22 protein-coding genes are annotated in these 19,129 nt (G+C 53.8%); 8 read left to right on the top strand and 14 right to left on the bottom strand.

Annotated features, from left to right (window positions below):
- Nucleotides 1-84 precede the first annotated feature (84 nt).
- From ACAF76_RS03840 to ACAF76_RS03825, 4 genes are all read right to left on the bottom strand, one after another.
- On the bottom strand, nt 85-669 hold the full coding sequence (locus tag ACAF76_RS03840) for a sulfite oxidase-like oxidoreductase (RefSeq protein ID WP_421617508.1): 585 nt from the start codon (nt 667-669) through the stop codon (nt 85-87).
- A 79-nt stretch (nt 670-748) separates the two neighbouring features.
- Complete coding sequence (locus ACAF76_RS03835) at nt 749-1,180, bottom strand: CoA-binding protein (RefSeq protein ID WP_421617506.1); 432 nt, start codon at nt 1,178-1,180, stop codon at nt 749-751.
- Nucleotides 1,181-1,193: 13 nt separating this feature from the next.
- Nucleotides 1,194-2,699: a leucyl aminopeptidase gene (locus tag ACAF76_RS03830; protein ID WP_421617505.1), complete on the bottom strand. Its 1,506-nt coding sequence runs from the start codon at nt 2,697-2,699 to the stop codon at nt 1,194-1,196.
- 56 nt (nt 2,700-2,755) lie between these two features.
- Entirely contained in the window at nt 2,756-3,127 is a 372-nt protein-coding gene (locus ACAF76_RS03825) for a DUF309 domain-containing protein (RefSeq protein WP_421617895.1), read from the bottom strand.
- 194 nt (nt 3,128-3,321) lie between these two features.
- Between ACAF76_RS03825 and ACAF76_RS03820 the strand changes: the two genes are divergently transcribed.
- On the top strand, nt 3,322-3,789 hold the full coding sequence (locus ACAF76_RS03820; protein WP_421617894.1) for a divergent PAP2 family protein: 468 nt from the start codon (nt 3,322-3,324) through the stop codon (nt 3,787-3,789).
- A gap of 17 nt (nt 3,790-3,806) precedes the next feature.
- A complete protein-coding gene (locus ACAF76_RS03815; protein WP_421617504.1) occupies nt 3,807-4,583 on the top strand; it encodes a cobalamin-binding protein in 777 nt (258 codons plus the stop codon).
- Between the two features lie 95 nt (nt 4,584-4,678).
- On the opposite strand, the gene ACAF76_RS03810 is transcribed toward ACAF76_RS03815, so the two are convergent.
- The 4 genes from ACAF76_RS03810 to ACAF76_RS03795 form a co-directional block, all read right to left on the bottom strand.
- A complete protein-coding gene (locus ACAF76_RS03810; protein WP_421617502.1) occupies nt 4,679-5,302 on the bottom strand; it encodes a 3D domain-containing protein in 624 nt (207 codons plus the stop codon).
- 145 nt (nt 5,303-5,447) lie between these two features.
- A complete protein-coding gene (locus tag ACAF76_RS03805; RefSeq protein ID WP_421617501.1) occupies nt 5,448-5,708 on the bottom strand; it encodes a YuiB family protein in 261 nt (86 codons plus the stop codon).
- Nucleotides 5,709-5,818: 110 nt separating this feature from the next.
- On the bottom strand, nt 5,819-5,971 hold the full coding sequence (locus ACAF76_RS03800) for a YuiA family protein (RefSeq protein ID WP_421617500.1): 153 nt from the start codon (nt 5,969-5,971) through the stop codon (nt 5,819-5,821).
- Between the two features lie 281 nt (nt 5,972-6,252).
- Nucleotides 6,253-7,443, bottom strand: coding sequence for an NAD(P)/FAD-dependent oxidoreductase (locus ACAF76_RS03795; protein WP_421617499.1), 1,191 nt, complete (start codon nt 7,441-7,443; stop codon nt 6,253-6,255).
- Between the two features lie 326 nt (nt 7,444-7,769).
- Here ACAF76_RS03795 and ACAF76_RS03790 point away from each other — a divergent pair, with 326 nt between their 5' ends.
- Together ACAF76_RS03790 and ACAF76_RS03785 are read left to right on the top strand one after the other, a co-directional pair.
- On the top strand, nt 7,770-8,771 hold the full coding sequence (locus tag ACAF76_RS03790) for an NAD(P)/FAD-dependent oxidoreductase (protein WP_421617893.1): 1,002 nt from the start codon (nt 7,770-7,772) through the stop codon (nt 8,769-8,771).
- A gap of 150 nt (nt 8,772-8,921) precedes the next feature.
- Nucleotides 8,922-9,176 (top strand): hypothetical protein, encoded by a 255-nt coding sequence (locus ACAF76_RS03785; protein WP_421617498.1) that lies wholly within the window; start codon nt 8,922-8,924, stop codon nt 9,174-9,176.
- Nucleotides 9,177-9,237: 61 nt separating this feature from the next.
- Here the strand turns inward: ACAF76_RS03785 and ACAF76_RS03780 are convergent, their stop codons facing one another.
- The 4 genes from ACAF76_RS03780 to ACAF76_RS03765 form a co-directional block, all read right to left on the bottom strand.
- A complete protein-coding gene (locus ACAF76_RS03780; RefSeq protein WP_421617497.1) occupies nt 9,238-9,855 on the bottom strand; it encodes a hypothetical protein in 618 nt (205 codons plus the stop codon).
- Nucleotides 9,856-9,895: 40 nt separating this feature from the next.
- A complete protein-coding gene (locus tag ACAF76_RS03775) occupies nt 9,896-10,309 on the bottom strand; it encodes a hypothetical protein (RefSeq protein WP_421617892.1) in 414 nt (137 codons plus the stop codon).
- Between the two features lie 103 nt (nt 10,310-10,412).
- Nucleotides 10,413-10,799, bottom strand: coding sequence for a cupredoxin domain-containing protein (locus tag ACAF76_RS03770; RefSeq protein ID WP_421617496.1), 387 nt, complete (start codon nt 10,797-10,799; stop codon nt 10,413-10,415).
- Nucleotides 10,800-10,927: 128 nt separating this feature from the next.
- The gene (locus ACAF76_RS03765; protein ID WP_421617495.1) at nt 10,928-12,412 is read right to left on the bottom strand and encodes a DUF4153 domain-containing protein; all 1,485 of its coding nucleotides are present in this window, start codon (nt 12,410-12,412) and stop codon (nt 10,928-10,930) included.
- A gap of 212 nt (nt 12,413-12,624) precedes the next feature.
- Between ACAF76_RS03765 and ACAF76_RS03760 the strand changes: the two genes are divergently transcribed.
- Nucleotides 12,625-14,262 (top strand): M20/M25/M40 family metallo-hydrolase, encoded by a 1,638-nt coding sequence (locus ACAF76_RS03760; RefSeq protein WP_421617493.1) that lies wholly within the window; start codon nt 12,625-12,627, stop codon nt 14,260-14,262.
- 62 nt (nt 14,263-14,324) lie between these two features.
- On the opposite strand, the gene ACAF76_RS03755 is transcribed toward ACAF76_RS03760, so the two are convergent.
- Entirely contained in the window at nt 14,325-15,464 is a 1,140-nt protein-coding gene (locus ACAF76_RS03755) for a response regulator (RefSeq protein WP_421617491.1), read from the bottom strand.
- Nucleotides 15,465-15,686: 222 nt separating this feature from the next.
- Between ACAF76_RS03755 and ACAF76_RS03750 the strand changes: the two genes are divergently transcribed.
- The 3 genes from ACAF76_RS03750 to ACAF76_RS03740 all read left to right on the top strand — a co-directional run bounded on the left by ACAF76_RS03750 (nt 15,687) and on the right by ACAF76_RS03740 (nt 18,377).
- Complete coding sequence (locus ACAF76_RS03750; RefSeq protein WP_421617490.1) at nt 15,687-16,061, top strand: hypothetical protein; 375 nt, start codon at nt 15,687-15,689, stop codon at nt 16,059-16,061.
- Between the two features lie 157 nt (nt 16,062-16,218).
- Nucleotides 16,219-17,121 (top strand): 7TM diverse intracellular signaling domain-containing protein, encoded by a 903-nt coding sequence (locus ACAF76_RS03745; RefSeq protein ID WP_421617489.1) that lies wholly within the window; start codon nt 16,219-16,221, stop codon nt 17,119-17,121.
- Nucleotides 17,043-18,377, top strand: a complete 1,335-nt coding sequence (locus tag ACAF76_RS03740) for an ATP-binding protein (RefSeq protein ID WP_421617891.1) — start codon at nt 17,043-17,045, stop codon at nt 18,375-18,377. Before ACAF76_RS03745 ends, ACAF76_RS03740 begins: the two co-directional genes overlap by 79 nt.
- 68 nt (nt 18,378-18,445) lie before the next feature.
- Here the strand turns inward: ACAF76_RS03740 and ACAF76_RS03735 are convergent, their stop codons facing one another.
- Nucleotides 18,446-19,090, bottom strand: coding sequence for a GGDEF domain-containing protein (locus ACAF76_RS03735; RefSeq protein WP_421617488.1), 645 nt, complete (start codon nt 19,088-19,090; stop codon nt 18,446-18,448).
- Nucleotides 19,091-19,129: the final 39 nt, after the last annotated feature.

Below are 19,129 nucleotides of genomic sequence, written 5' to 3'. Positions count from 1 at the left end.
TAGCCATTGAGCAAATAAAAAAACAGCTTATCCTTAATAGGAATAAGCTGTTTTTGCACACTGCTATTGGAGTGAGAGCTCGTTTTAATCCCAGGCAAATCTCTGTTCCTTCCACGGGTCTCCGTACATGTTGTAACCATTTCTCTCCCAGAAGCCTTGGCGGTCTTTCTCCATGAATTCGATGCCGCGCACCCATTTGGCGCTCTTCCAGAAGTAGAGGTGCGGGATGACAAAGCGAAGCGGCCAGCCGTGCTCCGGGGTCAAGTCTTCTCCGTTGTGCTTGGTGGCAAACAGGTTGCCCGGAGCGAGGAAATCGGCGAGCGGCACGTTTGCTGTCCAGCCTTGCTCGGCGTGCAGCATGACGTATTTCGCTTCCGGTTTCACCTTGACCAGCTTCACGACTTCTTCCACAGGGATGCCTTCCCACACGTTGTCGAGCTTGCTCCAGCCCGTTACGCAGTGAATGTCGTTGGTCGACTCGCCTTTGGGCAGCGCCATCATCTGCTCGTAGGAGAGCGTCACTTCCTGCTCTACGAGGCCGAAGATGCGGAAGCTCCACTGCGTGGAAAGATCTGTATATTCCGGCACATCCCCGTAATGCAGCACAGGAAATCCGGTCGTTTGTTTCTGATTGGGAGGAATGCGATCCTGTACACTTCGATTTGACATCAATAACCCTCCTGTCCAATTGCGTATCTGTCAGTACTTTTTTTCTTACCACAACTGCTTGCCCGCCGACAAGCCGCTCTTATTTTCCGACGCGCAGCAACGCGTGATCGACCTTGATGCACATGTCCTGGATGACGGCGATTCCCTCATCGCCAGCCAGCTTTGCCGCTTCTTCGTTGGCAATGCCCTGCTGCATCCAGAACGCTTTCGGCTTTTGCTTCATTTTCAACGTCTCTTCCGCGACAGGCAATACATCTTCGCTGCGGCGGAACACATTGACAATATCCACCGGCCCATCGATTTCCAGCAGGCTGGCTACTGCCTTTTCTCCCAACACGGTCTCCCCGGCGATCATCGGGTTTACCGGAATGATTTTGTAGCCGTTGCTCTGCATCGCGGCAGAGACCATGTAGCTGGTGCGATCCGGCTTGTTGGAAAGACCGACGACCGCAATCGTTTTGGCTTCCTCGAGAAGTTGGCGACGCGCTTCATTGCTCGGATTTTGTGTCATACAAACACTCCCTTTACTTGGATTGACTGCGACTGGTCACAAACTGGACGAGTGTACGGGTCATCACGCCTGTCCCGCCGTATGGCTGCATGTCCTTGGCGCTGCTGGCGTAAGCGGTGCCGGCGATGTCCAGGTGCACCCACGGCGTATCCTCGGCAAATTCCTGCAAAAACACGCCGCCGATGATGGCGTGCCCGTAGCGTCCGCCCGAATTTTTCAGATCGGCAAAATGGCTCTTGTTCAGCTCGCGGTATTCCGGAAAAGTAGGCAACTGCCAGAGGCGCTCTCCGGCCACGTCAGCGGCTGCGAGCAGTTCGTCCATCAGTTGCTGGTTGTTCGTCATCGCTCCGGAGCAAATGTTGCCCAGCGCGACACTCACTCCGCCGGTCAAGGTCGCCGCGTCGACCAGACAACTGACGCCTTGCTGCTTGGCGTAAGTAATGCAATCGGCCAGCACCAGTCGGCCTTCTGCGTCGGTGGTGATGATCTCCACGGTTTTTCCGCTCATCGTCGTAATCACATCGCCGGGGCGATACGCCGTACCCGACGGCATGTTCTCGACCGTGCCGATGACAGCCAGCACGTTGACTTTCGGCTTAATCCTTCCCAGCGCCTCTACTGCGCCGAGTACCGAAGCCGCACCGCCCATGTCTGATTTCATATTCTCCATACCCGCTACCGGTTTGATCGAGATGCCCCCGGTATCGAACGTGACCCCTTTGCCCACGAGGCCGATCACGTCATCCCAGGTTTCCCGCCCTTGGTAACGAATCGCGACAACGTACGGCTCCTGTGCGCTGCCCTGGGCTACAGACAGGACGCCGCCCATGCCCAGCTCTTCCAGTTGCTCCTGTCCCAGCACCACGACCTCCATGCCATGGCGCGTGGCCACTTCTACCGCCGCATCCTTCAGCGCGCGCGGGACGAGGTAGTTCCCCGGCTCGTTGACCAGCGTCCGGGCGAGGTTCGTTCCCGCGACCAGTGCCAGACCGCGATTGACGCCTTCGCCGACTTTTGCCTCTTCCATCTCCTCGCCGACCATGATCCGCACTTCCGCGACAGGCTGCTGCTCGCGCTTCACTTGCTTGCGGTAGCCTTCGTAATGGTAATCGGCCAGTCCGAACGCCTCCGTCACTGCCTGAGCCAACCGCTCCGGCGCGAGTTTGTCAGTTGTCAGCAGATCGATGGCGATGCTTTTGTCCTTGCCTTTTGCAAAGACTGTTTTCGCAGCGCGGCCCCAGGCTGTGCGAGCCGCGACAAAGTCAAATGTATCGGGATCGCCCATACCGACGACGATCAGCTTTTTCGCTGCCAATCTGCCCATGGTATGCACGATGGCGACGGATTTGACCTCCCCTTTGATTTCCTGCTCCTCCTGAAGCTCGCCCAGACCTCCAGCAAATGCCTGATCCAGCTCAGGATACACCTCCGCGAGCGTTTCTCCCTTCCAGAGCGGAATCAACAGCTCATCGCACGGGGTTTCGGTCAGACGCAATCGTCGCTCCACCTTTACTTCCATATACTCTTCCCTCTCCTCATATGGTAGGATACTATTGTGCGCGCTATACAAGAATGTTACGGACCGGCAATCACCAGCCGCATGGAAGGGACTTCCAATGCCTTTGCCTGTTCGAACGAAATCGTGTCGGCATCCGGCAACACCGCCTCGCAAGCCTGTATGTAGCGGATGATGTCACGAACATCAAGCCCGCCGTGCATAGGTTCGTAACGGCTCAAATACTTGCGGGCATTGCCGAACATCCAGCGCGCTCCCTTGATGTTTCCGTATTCGAGATGGTACAGCCCGACAGCGAGCTGCAGCAGTCCTTGCAAGAACTTGTCGGTTTTGTCTTCCATCCAGATTTCTTCCAGCAAGTCGTGGCACTCGTAGTACTCGCCCGCATTGAACTTTTCGATGAACTGTACATACTGGGCCGGATACTGCATCATGTGCACGCCTTTCGTTGTGGTCTTATCCCCTTCATGGTAACACAGATTGGCAATTACTGAAATCCAGACAATGAGCTTATGGCCGGTTGACGGTTTTTCATAAACTTTACGGATGAGAGGAGCGCCCTTCTGTTACAATAAATTCAGATGTGTACATAGAAAGGAATGTTTTTTAAGTGGCGAATCATGTAATGAGCAACTTTCCTTTGTGGGCTGCGCTACTTGCCATAGGAATTGCCCAATTCATCAAAATTCCGCTTCATTTTTTGGCTACCCGGACGTGGCAATGGCCGCTGATGTTTAGCACGGGCGGCATGCCCAGCTCCCACTCATCCGCCGTCACCGCTCTCTCGACGGCAATCGGCTTGCGTGAAGGCTTTGGCAGCAACATGTTTGCGATCTGTGCCATCCTCGGCGTCATCGTCATGTTCGACGCTGCCGGCGTGCGCCGTCATGCCGGACTGCAGGCTGTCGTCCTCAACAAGCTGGTTGATGAATTCAACCACCTGCTGGAAGGCATGAAGACTTTAAAACGCCGCCCCAGCGAGGAAAAGACAAAAAAACTGAAAGAACTCCTCGGCCATCAGCCGATTGAAGTATTTGTAGGCGGCACACTCGGGGTCATCGTCGCCTTGCTCGTCCATCCTTTCTTTACATAGACACAGGAGGGAGACGTATGCGCATCGTATCGATTTGTCCCAGCAATACGGAGATTTTGTATTACCTGGGTGCAGGAGACGAGGTTGTCGGGCTCGACGACCATTCGGACTGGCCGGATGAGTGGCAGCATTTGCCGAGAGTCGGGCCGGACCTGACGATTGACATGGATCGCGTCGCCGCTTTGAAGCCGGACCTCGTCGTCGCCTCGCTCAGCGTCCCTGGCATGGAGGCAAACATCACAGCCCTGCAGGAGCGTGGGCTCCCCCATATCGTACTCAATCCCTCCCGCATTTCGGACATCCCGGACGACATCCGGCTGGTCGGAGAAGCCATCGGAAAAGTCCGGGAAGCCGAGCAGCTCGCCTGCGAATTTGCCGAAAAAGTAGAAACGATCCGGCAGCAGACGGCATCCCTGGACGAAAAACCGAAGCTCTACTGGGAGTGGTGGCCCAACCCGATCTACACCCCGGGAAAGGAAAACTGGCTGACCGATGTAAGCGAGCTTGCCGGCGCCACCAACGTGTTCGCCGACTATCCTGTCGCCAATGTGAAAGCGACCCGGGAGATGGTGCGTAAGCGTGATCCCGACCATATCTGTGTCGTCTGGTGCGGCATCGAGCTCGAACGCATCAAGCCATCCATGATCGCCGATCGGCCCGAGTGGCAGGACATGACCGCGATTCGCCAGGGACAGGTGCACCTGCTGGAGGAAGGCTTGTACTGCCGCCCGTCTCCGCGGATTATCGAAGGACTGGAGCAATTGGTCGCCCTCGTGCATGGCAATCGCCGATAGACCCATCGTTTGTGAAAAGGAAAAAAGGTTTCGCCCATTGACGGGCCGAAACCTTTTTACATTCTGATTGAATAGCAGCACAATCACGTGTGCGTTCAGTTGGATACTTCGGCCAAGGCAGCGACGCCCTTCTCGTTCAGCGAGTTGAGGAACGCCTCTGTAACCTTGCCGTCTCCACGCTTGACGACATAGACATCGACCGATTTTTTGCCCCACTGCTCATACACATCTTGCTTGGTCTCAAAGTACAGGTCGATCTTGTTGCCGCGAATCGCTCCTCCCTTGTCCGCGACTACGCCGTACCCGTAACCGGGGATGTAGAGAACCGTCCCCAGCGGGAAGACGCGCAAGTCCGCTGCAATCGTCGAGTAATCATCCCTTCTTACTTTGACACCCGAGTATGTAATGCCGTAAGACGGGTGTGACGGGGTTTTGCCCGTCGATTCAAATCCTGCGGAGTAACCAGTAGCGACCACGCGCACTTTCGGATATTGCTCCAGCATGACTTCGGTTTTATCGATCACTTGCGTGGCTGAGCCAGCAGATACGGTCCGTTTTTTTACAACTCGCTGTCCCTCTTTGATTTCCGTCACTCCAAATGCGGAAGCTCTGGTCACTCCTTCTCCCACCAGATGATAGCTGTATCCATCGCGGGCAAAGCAGGTTATAAACAGAAAGCAACACACGAGGATACTCGCAAGCGGTTTTCTTCCAAACATTTCTCGTATACCTCCTCTCGGTTCTAGTCATGTCCCGAGCCGGAGGAAAATATACACAAATTCACCGGTTGTTTCCCAAATATTCATGCGTTTGCGATGCGACAAAAAAAACAGACCCCTTTTTCGGGCCTGTTTTGCTTGCATGTCAAAACATGCGATATCCCTTTTTTCGCAAGGTTTGGATTGTCCATCCGCTCCCCACGGTTCCCAACAATCCGCAAGCCAGAATGACTGTATCCCAAATCCCCGGCACAATCTTCTGGACGATCAACGTCCCTGCCACGATCCCGACGGCAAAGACGACCGGCAGCCAGGTTGTCCGCAAAATCATGTTAAAAATAAACCCGATCCCAAAGCCAAGCACGGCGAACAAGACGATCGAAACGACAAACTGCAGCACGCTCATATAAGTCCGTTACCCTCCTGCCTATCTCTTTTCCGTTCGCAACATATGGAAAAGAGCATATCCGTTTTTCAGTGTACCCAAATCGGATAGGCAGGTCAATACACGGCGGATTACTCGGCTGCGCTCCCGATGGCAGCGGTCGCTTCGTGTGACGGCTGCACACCCGTTCCTGCACAACCTGGACAGCTTTCTGTTCCCCCCAGCAAGAGCTGAAAGTACCCTTCTCCTTGGCAGTAAGTGCACGCTTCTTTTGTGTTTTTCATCGAAGTCTCTCCCTTCCTCCACTGCAGTCTTGTTTTCTATATTCTGATAATTCAGATGAATGAATTATAATATACCACGGTCCACTAATTGCAGACAATGGGATGGAGAAAGAAAAATCCCGAATGTAAGCGATTGCAGCTTCGTTTTCTTCCTTCTTTCTCTGATTTGCGGCAAAACATCAAAATCCGGCAGGGAAATGCTGGGGCTTTATCGACCCGCCGGATAAAAAAATGCCCGGAAAGTAGCATCTGCCGCTTTCCGGACACTGTTTGTTCCTTGCCTACAGCTTTACTTTTTTCAATGCGAGGCCGACTCCGCCGATTTTGTGCAGATAGCGCAGGTCGCTCGCTTTTTTCATCATCGCAGCCGTGCTGCCAAACAGCTTTTTCGAGCCCACCTGGCCGATGCCTTCGCCTTTGCCCAGCGAGGCGAGGGTTCCTTGCAGATGCGGGACAAACTTGTGCGGCAGCTCGCCACGCAGCATCGCTACCAGGTTTTCGCCCAGCGTCTCGCCTTCCTGGACTGCGATCTGTGCGGTTGGCGGGTACGGGCGTCCCTCTTCATTGAAAATGAGAGCGCAGTCGCCGACGACGAAGACGTTCTCGTAGCCGGGAGCACGCAGGTATTCGTCTACCTTGACACGTCCGCGCATGACTTCAAAGCCCGCTTTTTCCACGATGCTGTTGCCGCGAACGCCAGCAGCCCAGACCACTGTCTTCGATTTGATTTCCTCGCCGGTCGCGAGCACGACGCCGTCCGGTGTGCACTGCTTGATCGGCGTGCCGATCTTGAACTCGATGCCCTTTTTCTCCAAAATCTCCATCGCGTAGTTGACCAGCTCCGGATCGAATCCTGGGAGTGCTGTCGGTGCTGCCTCGATGCAGTACACCTTGACCAGCTCCCGGTCGACGTCGAACTCCTTGCACAGCTCCGGAATCCGGTCGCCCAGCTCGCCACAGAACTCAATGCCCGTAAAACCGGCGCCGCCGACGACAAACGTCAGGTAATCGGTACGATCCGGCTCATTTTTGTATTTGGAGAACATGTACTCGATATGCTCGCGAATATGGCGAACAGCGTTGATGCTGCGAATGCTGAAGGCGTATTCTTTCAGTCCTTCGATGCCAAACGTCTCCGGCTCGCTGCCCAGACCAATGACCAGATAGTCGTACGGCAGCACCTGTCCGTCCTCCAGCGTCACAGTCTGCTCCTGCGGTTCAATCGAAGCGACAGTGCCTTTGACGAAGTTGATTTTGTCCTTGTTAATGATCTCATCCAGGTAGACGCGAGCGTGGTCGGCAGAAGAAGTTCCCGCCGCCGGCTCATGCAGCCAGGTCGTGATGTAGTGGTAGTCGTGCTTGTTGACCAGCGTTACCTCGGCCTCGTTGTAATTCAGCTTTTTTTGCAGTTGCAGGGTGGTCAGTAATCCCCCGTAGCCTGCCCCCAGAATCAAAATGTTTGGTGTGCTCATGGTATCCCTTCCATTCTCTTAGTAAGTGGTCAGGTGGAAGTTTGTGCCAATTTTCACGTAACTCTCGATCATAGGATGCCCACGATTCACTTCTTTGGCACATCGTTGTTCAACTTTTCCACCTGTGAAAAAATGCACAAATAAAGACAAGCAAAATATGACAATTTTTTTACAGTTACCATCATATTATCCACAGTTGATGCGATTTGCAAGCGTTTTTTCCCAATCCATGAGCGGATAATCTCTGCTTTTTTTCGACTGGAACAATAGGTATAATAAGGAAGAAGTTCGTTCAGACTAATTCGGAGGTGCTTAGATTGAATTTTCTGCAAAAGGACGAGCACGTATATGACATCACCATTATCGGGGGCGGCCCTGCAGGCCTGTTTACCGCATTTTACGGCGGAATGCGACAGGCTTCTGTCAAAATAATCGAAAGTATGCCGCAACTTGGCGGACAGCTCTCTGCCCTCTATCCGGAGAAATACATATACGATGTAGCCGGATTTCCCAAAGTATTGGCGCAAGACCTGATTAATAACCTGAAAGAACAGATTTCCCAGTTCCAGCAGACGATCTGCCTGGAAGAAAAGGTGGAAAACGTAGTCAGAAATCAGGATGACGTACTGGAAATTACGACTGACAAAGGCATTCACTACTCCAAGGCCGTCATCATTACCGCCGGAGTCGGCGCTTTTGAACCTCGCAGGCTGGAGCATCCAGATGCCATCAAATATGAGAAAACCAATCTGCACTATTTCGTTACCGATCTGAACTCCTTCAAGGGCAAACGCGTGGCCGTCATCGGCGGTGGAGACTCCGCTCTCGACTGGTCGCTGATGCTCGAACCGATTGCCGCAGAAGTCACACTCGTCCACCGCAGAGACAAATTCCGCGCCCATGAACACAGCGTCGAGATGCTGATGTCGTCCAAAGTAAAGGTCACCACCCCGTATGAAATCTCAGCCCTGCACGGCGAAACAAACATCGAGCGGATTACGCTGCAGCATACCGCGACAAAGGAAGAAATCGACCTCGACGTCGATGCCGTGATCGTCAACTTCGGCTTTATCTCTTCACTGGGGCCGATCAAAAACTGGGGATTGGAGCTGGAAAAAGGCTCGATCGTGGTCAACTCCCGCATGGAGACAAACATTCCGGGCATTTACGCCGCCGGCGACATCGCCACCTATCCCGGCAAGGTCAAGCTGATCGCCGTAGGGTTTGGCGAAGCCCCTACAGCAGTCAACAATGCCATCGCCTACATCAATCCGAACGCCAAGCTGCAGCCAGGACATTCATCGAGCATGGACAATTTCAAGTCATAACCATTTTCGAAGTATACAGACGAACTTCACGCCCCGCCGACTCCACGCGAGTCGCCGGGGCTTTTGCATCCTGCTCGCGCTGCTGCCTCATAATTTGTCCGCTGCAAGCAAAAGCTAAGCCCAGCATACCGTGTTCGGGAGGAGTAGAGCATGAATGATATCTGTCCTGTCTGCAATGGTTTCTCTTCGCTTCGGGCAGCATGCACCACATGCAGCGGTCCTTTGGAGGATGGCGGCAGATTGTACGATTACTACGGTGATTACAGCCCTTACAGGGAAATCGACGATGCCAAGCTGACCAATGGCTATCCAGACCTGCGACTTCACCAGTGCCTGCACCTTTGCTGGTGTCCGGCGTGCGAGTCCGAACAGATCGTGACCGTCCGTGAAGGCAGCCATCATTAAAAAGACGGGTGCCCGCACATGCCTGCTACGTCCGCATGGAGAACACCCGTCAACCTGCCTGTTATTTTTTCACTTCTTTCAGCCGTTTTGCCAACCGTTCATTCTTGGCTTTCAATTGTTCCAGCAGCTTGGGCATGACGGCCTTGATCTGGGCAGAATCACCAGACTGGATCGCGCCGTCGAACTCCTCATACACAGCGCGGAACTGCTCCATCTGCGCACGTCTGGCCTGATCGTCGCCTGCTTTCCCGGGAAAGTTCTTCTCCTTCCACTTTTCCAGCTCCTGCTTCATCTCATCGCTGGTGATTTCGCCTTTTTCCACCTTGGCCCGCAGCTCTTCCCTGATTTTCTTGCGTTCCTCGCGCTTGGCCATCCATTCGCGATCCTCACCGGATGCTTCCTTGGCGGCCCTCATCTCCTCGATCAGCCGGTCGCGCTCCTTCAAGACTTGCTTCCACTCATCTACACTCTCGGGCGTATATTTTTCCGCCAACAGCGTCATGTACATCGTCTGATGCGCACTGATGCGCTGGCGGAATTTCAGGTGCCCTCCGCCCTCGTCGCGGCTCATCTGTTCCAGAGCCACCGGCTGTGACAGGTCTTGCGCATGCACGCCCCCTGGCAGCACGGTGCCAAGCAGCAGTGCAGCAGCAATCACGCCTTGGTTCCACTTCTTCATGTTCCCTCACTCCTTGCTTCGTTGGTCATGTGTGTTCCGCTTAAAACGGGCGCAGTTCTTCCCTGTCCAGCCCCAACCTGTCCACCAGTCCCATCTGCTGCAAGTCGCTCCTCGTCTTCGGCGTGCCGAGCCGGTATACGATCTGGTAGAGCGCGCGCAAATTGTCATCGTACTCATCGTTGTCCCGGTCCGGCATATCCGACCAGAGCGTATGGCCGTGCATCCACATCATAAAATCGCCGTGTTTGCAGTTTTCCAGCAGGTCGCGCATCATGCCCACTTCTACCTCGTCCGCTTCGATCTCGAAGTCGTAGGTGGAATCCCCTTTCCCTTCTCGAATCTCGGCGACCGTGGTTCCGGCTTGCAGCGTGACATAGTATCGCTTTTTTTCCAGGGCGGCCCAACTCCTTCTCCAAAAACTGGTCCCTTTTATCGCTTCTTCCTTACCTTGCACCAAGCAGAGGGAAAATATGTATATCGATGAAAAAAAGCACTCCGTCCCGCTGATTTGGCAGGACAGAGCGCTCTCATTTGTATTGGGAAAATGCGCTTGTAATTTACTTGACGACGAGTTTGGCGATCATTTTGCCATGATCCGGTCCGCACAAAATATTGCAGAAAATCGTGTACTCGCCTGGTTCATCCACCTTCAAGGTCTTGCTTCCCTCTTTTTCGATCTCCACGTCCAGGCCTTGAATACCGATCCCGTGGTAGCCTTCTGTCGAGCTGAAGTTGATCGTGAACTCTTCGCCCGCGTTCACCTCGAATACTTCCTGGTTGAACTTCCAGTTGCTCGCCTCGATATTCACCTGGGTACCGGTTGTAGACGCAGGAGTCGATTCGTTTTGATTGGATGCTTGCTCTGCGTTCCCCCCTCCGCAGGCTGTCACAAGCATTGTCGATAGAGCCAGTGCCGACACTAGCAATCCCCACTTCTTTTTCATGTCAGAACCCTCTTTCTGTATCGTTGTTGGACTCTTTTCACCCTTATTGTAACGGAATAAACGACGTCCAAAATATGGCAGCTGTGAACGAATGTTGACAAACTGGCAAACGATTGGTGAACGCGTGGCTACGGGGAAAGATGCCTTGCTGCCCAGTAGCGGGAAAGGTTGAAAGACTGCCAGGAACGCTGCTTTGCCAGCTCTTCTTTTTTCGTCTGGAGCAGGTCGGCGACCGCATCCCGCATCTGTTCATCGCGGGCCAATTGCATGATCGCGGGTACGGCATCATAGGAAAGCCGCGACAGATACTCCACATCGATCTGGCCCGTCGCGTAATAGCGCGCGATATTTTTCGTGGCGATCAGCGCATCCATATTGACGTACTGGACGGCGATGTAAGCGACAAAACCGATCAACAAGCAAGACTTGACCAGCGGAAAACGCTCCCGCCATATGCTGAGCAGGGCGACAAGCAGCATCACAAACAGCACGATCATAAACGCATGCGCGAGAAAGCGAATGTACGTATAGCCGTACGCCGCTTCGTAGAGCGACAGGCGGTAATAGGCGGAAACGAGCAGAAAGCACGTACACACCGTAAGCAGGCTGAGCAATAGCTGGACGGTCCGGTACAAGCCTTGCTTCTCGCGGGACGCGTACCACATGGCGCTGAGCATGATCGCAAAATTGATCAGCGCCACGCACACCAGCTCGCCAAACCCGCTTCTCGCGTACTCGGCATAGGTCATCCCCGCCGGCAGCACCGCGCGCTCCCCCGTGAACAGATAGGAAATCTGGATGTAAGTAAACGAGGCGTAGACGATATTGATTACGAGCAGCACCGTCACCAGCACGATGCCGTCCCATGCCGCCTTTTCCGTCGGTTCCGCCGCTTTCGGCTCCTCTGCTGTCTCCTTGCGTCCGTTCCACAAGGCGTAAAAGTAGGCGAATACCCCGATGGCAAACAGAAAAATCAGCAGCATCCGAAAGATCACGTCGACACCTTGCAGTTCAAACAAACGCCGCGGCAGCTCGTTGAACAGATGTGCAAAGACGCTGTCAGCCTTGGCCAGCAAGGGAATGACGACGATGAGGATCGGCAGGGAAACGAGCAGACCCGTCCCGATCTTTTTGGCGATGCCGCGCCGATCCATGTTGGCGCTGAACCAGTCCTTGGCGAAGCGAAAAGGCAGCCTGATGTTTGGCAAGGCGCGCGCGCATACAAACCCGAACACGCCTCCGATCCATTCCAGGGGATGGCTCCTTTTTGGCAAATGGTCGGTGAGCAGCAAAGTTTGCAGCATAAACAAAAACGGGACCAAAAGAACATTCAGAAGGGGAAACAGCGGATTGGAAAACAGCACAAAGGTGCTTGCGAGCAACAATACAGGCACAGTCAAAAGCCACGCTCCCGTCTTGCTGCGGAATTGCCCCAGGGAGCCCCGGCTCTTGGCTTGCCAGAGGAAAAAGACGTACAGTGCGAGTACAAACAACAGATAGGAAACACCGAGCGTTTTGCCGTAAAACAGCAAGTCGGCCGCGAAGGCAATCACCAGCGATCCGATCCACAGCGATGCGGCATGGATTGGTTTGCCTGCAATCTCCGTTTTCATTCTTCATCACTCCTGCATGTTTGATCGTCACACATCCACGTTTTTGAAAACATCGCTGATTACTACGGGCAGGCTACCGCAAACGATACACACTGATCCCTGGCTTTTGGCAAAAGAAGCGCACACAATTGATTATGCGAGAAAATTCTGATAGATTGGTCATGTAATCGGCCGCATGTCTGTTGTTCATGCGGCTAGCGGAGGATGCAGACATGAGCAAATGGCAAACCCATGAACAGCTTCTCGACCTTTTGTGTGATCTGGTACAAATTCCCAGCGTCACAGAATCCGCAGCGGAAAAGGAATTTCCGTCTGCGGTCACGCAACGACTGCGTGAGCTCGACTACTATCAGCAGCATCCTGAGCACCTGCAGCTTCACCCGACAGATGACGGGCGGGCATTTGTCACAGCCCTGGCGAAAAAAGAAGGTGTGCAGGATACGATCATTCTGATCAGCCACTTCGATGTCGTAAGTGTCGAGGACTACGGTGCCTGGATGCCCCACGCCTTCGATCCCCGGACATTGACCCGTCTCTATGCCGAGCAGCCAGACGAGCTTCCCGAGGCGGTACAGCAAGATATGGCAGCGGGCGACTGGCTTTTTGGCCGCGGCACGATGGACATGAAATGCGGGCTTGCCTTGCACATGTCGCTGATCGAGCGGGCTTGTGCCGGAGAGTTTGCCGGCAACCTGCTCCTGGTGACAGTCCCAGACGAAGAGGCAAACTCCGTCGGGATGCGCGCGGCAGTGCCAGTGCTGCTGGAACTCGCCCGCACGCACGGACTCGTGTACAGGACAGTGGTCAATTCCGAGCCGATGTTCGCCCGTTTTCCCGGCGATACGGAGAAGTACATATACACCGGGTCGATCGGCAAAGTGCTGCCCGGCTTTCTCTGTTACGGCAAAGAGACGCATGTAGGTGAACCACTGGCAGGACTGAATGCCAATCTCATGGCTTCCCAGCTTACGTGCGAAATGGAACTGAACACATCGTTTTGCGAGACGATCGAGGGGGAAGCGACAGCCCCACCGACCAACCTGATCCAAAAAGATCTGAAAAAAGGCTATTCGGTGCAAATTCCGCATCGTGCCGTGACGCTGTTTAACCTGTTTTTGCTGGAAAAACAGATCGAGGATGTCGTCGAACCACTGCTCGCAACGGCGAAAAAGGCCGCGGACAAGTTGGCCAGGCACTATGCCGAGCAGGCCGAGCAGTACAGCCAATACGCCGCGTTTGCACCGCAACCGCTCTCGATTGCCGTCATGTCGTACGCGGAGTTGTACGACTACGCCGTTCGCACTCATGGAAAGGAGCGTGTCGAGGCGCTGCAGCAAGAACTGATCGACCAGCGCGGCGACAGGGACGACCGCGACATGGCAATCGAGTTGGTAGACGGGCTGGCGATCTTGTGCAAGGAGCTTTCGCCGATGATCGTCCTGTTTTTCGCTCCCCCCTTCTACCCGGCAATCAGCTCGCGCCATCATCCGCTGATCAAGCGTGTCATCCCTGCATTGCAGGCACATGCGCAAGCGCAGCACCAGGTACGTCTGAAGCTGCAGCATTACTTCGGCGGAATATCGGACTTGAGCTACTGCGGCTTGCAAGTTCCGGCCACAGCGATGCAGCCCCTCGTCGCCAACATGCCGCTGTGGGACAAAGGCTATACGATTCCGCTGCAAGAGCTGGAAGCGTTCGACGTACCGGTAATGAACCTCGGGCCTGTCGGGCGCGACGCCCATCAATGGACGGAGCGGCTGGATGTCGCATACGCCTTTGGTCCGCTACAAGAAATGTTGATCGCGTGCATCCACATGCTGTTGGAGCCAGGAAGCGATCAGGCGAAATAAACCGTATCGCACAAAAGCGAAGCAGCACCCTGGCAATACCATGCCGGGTGCTGCTTGATTGTTTAGCGGGCCGTTTTTTTCCACCGCTTATACCAGGACTTGATCTCCTCGCCAACGCTAGACGCCAGCTCCCTCTCGACTTTGTTCGTCAACAGCCAATACTGCTCGTCCACATTGCCAAACTCGCCCAACGCATCGTAGAGCTTCATCAAAACAAAGTAGCTTTCCTCTGCATCCGGAAGTATGTGCTGGATGCGCTGATTGACCCGGATTGCAGCCTTTATGTCGTCTTGTTCAATGTAGAACGCGGAAATCTTTCTCGCCAGGTTCAGCCATACCATCGACAGCCGCTGCCGTTCCGGTTCCGCCCAGAGATAGCTGTACTCGCCGAGGTAATCCCCGGTATATTGGTTCAAAACATGTTCATAGTGTACGATGGTGTGGATACTCGGCAGGTCGAGTTCTTTTACCTGATTCTCCCAACTTTCCGTGTCGATGTTCGCCTCTCCGATGTCAAGCCGGTAGCCCCCGCCAAATTCACTCGGAGTGATCGACACTGTATCCATTCCATTGTTTTTCAGCGTCTGCCGAATGTGGTAAATGGTCGTATAAAGCTGCTGCGCGGCCCGCGATATTTCAAAATCCGGCCACAAAAGCTCAATCAAAATGCCCCGATCGATCACCTGGTCGCGATGATGCAGCAAATACGCGAACAATTCCTGTGCTTTGCTGGTCCGCCATTTGGGAACTTGCGGTTCTTGCCCCGGCAGTTGGAAGCGAATCTGGTTGAAACAGCATATTTGCTGCTCCATCGGGTCGTGGCATCGCTCCGCCTTGAGCTGCATTTTTTCCCGCAAACGCTGTACCGTTTGGCGCAGACGCCCCCGTTGGACCGGTTTCATAATGTAATCGAGTGCGTAGAGATCGAACGCTTGCACCGCATACTTGTCGAATCCGGTGACAAAGACGATTTCGACATCGGGGACCGCCGCCTGGACCTGCTCCCCCAGGTGAAGACCGTTCATCGCTGGCAACTGGATATCGAGGAAAACCACATCGGGCGAAAGTTCTTTTGCCCGGACGACAACCTGATCCGGAGTTGTAAATTCACCGACGATGTCGACATCCCCTACTTCCGTTTCCAGCATCCGCCGAAGATGCTGCAAAGCCAATCTTTCATCATCGACGAGAATTGCTCGCATCGGTGTATCCCCTCTCTTTGCTCCCGTTCCTTGTTTCACTCCACTTGACATGAAGATGGTTGAAAACAGCATTTTTATTATAACTTGTTTATCTTCACAAAAAAGAGGGAAAATTGCAGGATCGGTATCAGAATATGTCGAATTCACTATAAATGATGATGACGAAAAAAAAAAGCTTTAGTCCTTTCGATCCTATTTTTAATGCTATTGACGAGCCTTCGTGTGTTTTGGATGGAGTACCACGGCGCTGCCGAACATGAAAACGCTGTTCGAGGAGAACTGGACCTGCGAAATTGGGACTTTGAGACCAATCGCCCCTTGAGCCTGAACGGCGAGTGGGAATTTTACCCGTATCGCCATACGCTTTCGTTTCAGGACAAGCCCGATTATATCCAGGTTCCCGGCAACTGGAAGTCGTCTCTCTCCAATGACACGCCGTACGGTTCTGGCACCTATCGCTTGCGTATCAAGGTAGATCCAGAGCATGTGCAAGACTACGGAATTCGCGTCTACCGTCTACAAAGTATCGACCTCGTCTGCCTTGTATGTAAACGGCCAACTGTTGGCGCAATCCGGACAGCCATCCTTGTCCGATGAGATCTTTCGAGCCGATCGGACCCCTTATACGGCCCATTTCAGATCAGACAGGAGCGAAATTGAACTCGTTCTCCACGTCTCCAATAACATTCATCCGCTAGATGGAGGCATTACAGAACCCATCTTGTTTGGCAGTTACGAGGCCCTTTCGAAAAAGGTGCAATTTGATTCAATGATGGAGTTTACCGTCGCTGCCATATTGCTCATGCACGCGCTGTACGCCCTGCTTGCCTACTTGTTTGGTACGCGAGGAAAAGTGTTGGTTTTCTTCATCCTGCTGCTACTTTCCGCGACATTGATGACATTGAACGCGGATGACCGCCTGCTGCTCGTCTGGTATCCGCTCAGCTTCGAGAGTTCGATAAAGCTGGCGTACCTGTCGGTCATCGGGACAAGCGGTTTCCTTTTGCAATTCGTCCGATACTTGATTCCCGAGTACGCCAACAACCGTTTCTTCCGTCTGGCAGGTGTCATCTATGTCATCGCCGGGCTTTGGTTTCTGTTTGTACCGGTTACACTCTCGCTGTTTACGCTGCCGCTGGTTAGCTTGCTGTACCACGTACCGTTCTTGCTTGCACCGATTTTGTTTCTGAGAACCTTTGTGAAAAAAGATAAAGACGGTATCTTCTTTCTGTTGGCTGCCGTCTCGATTTTGGGAAACGTGCTGTGGGCAGCGCTGAAAAAGTATTGGGGCTATGTGACTCCGGTTACCTTTTATCCGCTTGATTTCATCATTACGTTCACGATTTTTGTCTCGTTCTGGTTAAAACGGTATTTTACATACGCTACAGAGACGGAAACGCTCAACAAAAAGTTGCAGGCTGCGGACAAGATGAAGGATGACTTCCTCGCGAACACATCCCATGAGCTGAAAAATCCGCTGCACGGCATCCTCAACATCGCCCAGACCGTGCAGAAGAGCGGGAGGGCATGGCCTATATCACCATCTCTGATACAGGCGTCGGCATTGATGAAGACTCCTTGCAGCAAATCTTCGAACGCTACGAGCAGATTGACTCCGGCATTACGGCGATCGGAGGCGGGATTGGTCTGGGGCTGAGCATTTGCAAGCAACTCGTGGAACTGCACGGAGGGACCATCGAAGTCCGCTCCACCCCTGGCTACGGTTCGGAATTCTCGTTTTCCTTGCCGTTCGCCGAGCCTTCTGAGCAGCATACCGGCCAGGAGACGCAAGACATCACCGATTTTCTCGCCTCTGCCGCGCGTTACGTTGCTACGGCTTCCGCTGCTGAAGTCGAGCCGATCCCTGCCGACCATGCTCGGAAAGAGACGGTCGCCAGCGACAAAGCCCGCATTTTGGCGGTAGACGATGACCCGGTCAATCTCGGTATTCTAAAGGAAATTCTCCCCTCCGAGACATATGAAATCGTCACGGTCGCAACCGGCAGGGAAGCCATGACCATGCTCGACAACGGAAAGTGGGATCTGATCATCGCCGATGTGATGATGCCGTACATGTCGGGATACGAGCTGACGCGATTGGTGCGGGAGCGCTTCTCTGTATATGAGCTGCCCATTTTGCTCTTGACTGCAAGGTCCCGCCCCGAGGACGCGGATATCGGCTTCCGCTGCGGGGCAAACGATTACGTGACAAAGCCGATTGACGGACTGGAACTGCGCGCGCGGGTCAAAGCGCTGACCGAACTAAAGCGGTCCGTACACGAGCGGCTGCGCATCGAAGCGGCCTTTCTCCAGGCGCAAATTGAACCGCATTTTCTCTTCAACACGCTCAGTTCGATCGCCGCTCTCAGCGAGAACGACGTGGAAAAAATGCGTGAACTGCTAAACGAATTCGCGCACTTCCTGCAAGCCAGCTTTGCATCGCAGAACGCCGACCAATTTGTCCCGCTCTCCCATGAGCTGGACCTCATCCAATCGTATCTGTACATTGAGCAAGTGCGCTTTGAGGAACGACTGAACATCCAACTGGACGTAGATGAAAACTTGATGCACGTACTGCTGCCGCCATTGTCCATTCAGCCTCTGGTCGAAAATGCCGTGCGCCACGGCGTCCTTGCCCGAAGCCAAGGAGGTACGGTGAGCGTGTTGATCGCCAGCCAATCCGAAGGGATGCTGGTTACCGTGCGCGATGACGGTGTCGGCATGAAAAAAGAGAGACTGCAACAAGTGTTCGATCGCAATGCCCACCGTGTCGCGGGCATCGGACTGCGCAATACCGATCGGCGCCTGAAGCAGCTATTTGGCGAAGGACTGCGGATCGAAAGTGAACCCGGTCAGGGAACGACGGTTTCGTTCTTCATCCCGACAGCAAAAAAGGCTCCGCTCGAATCATGAGCGGAGCCTTTGACTGTCAAGAAAGCGGCTATGCGGGAAGTCGGGTAACACCCCGTACCAAAGAAAAGCTATTGGTTCACGCTGAGTGTTTTTTTCTGATACATTTTTTGGTCAGCCTGGTTGACGATCTCCCACATGCTCGTTCCATCGTTCGGATAGGCTGCATGTCCCACCGAAATGGTCACGTCCAACGCGTTATGCTCGGACAAGGCAGACATCTTTTCCTGCAACTGCAGATAGAGGTTGTCAATTCTCGACTCATCGCCGACCATGATCACGAGAAATTCATCGCCGCCCCAGCGGAATACTTCCGCCCGGTCGCGAAACAGGCTTCTCAGCAATCCGGACAGGTCGCACAAAATCTGGTCGCCCACGTAGTGCCCGTAGCGATCATTGATCTGCTTGAACTGATTTACATCAATGAACAGAAAATGCACCTTTTCTCCGCGTTTGTCCGCGTCTTTTTTCAGCTTGTTGAAGATGCCATGCGCCATTCTCCGATTGAAAGCATTCGTCAATCCATCCTTCGCCGCCTGGTTTTTCACGTGATCGTATTTCTGTCCGATCCACCAGGCAAAGCATATATGAAAACAGCAAGCTGCGAGAATGATAGGATGTACCCGACCAAGCGCTGCGTAGATGTACCCGGCCAAAGCACTCGAGCTGAGGCATGCCAGTAACGGCAAAACAGTCGCCCACTTCCATGTCACCATCACGAACCCCCTTTCACCCATTCATCCTTTTTGCTGATT

The organism is Brevibacillus sp. TJ4 (assembly GCF_044627595.2).
Taxonomy (GTDB): Bacteria; Bacillota; Bacilli; order Brevibacillales; family Brevibacillaceae; genus Brevibacillus.
This window is presented reverse-complemented; position numbering and strand designations above follow the sequence as displayed.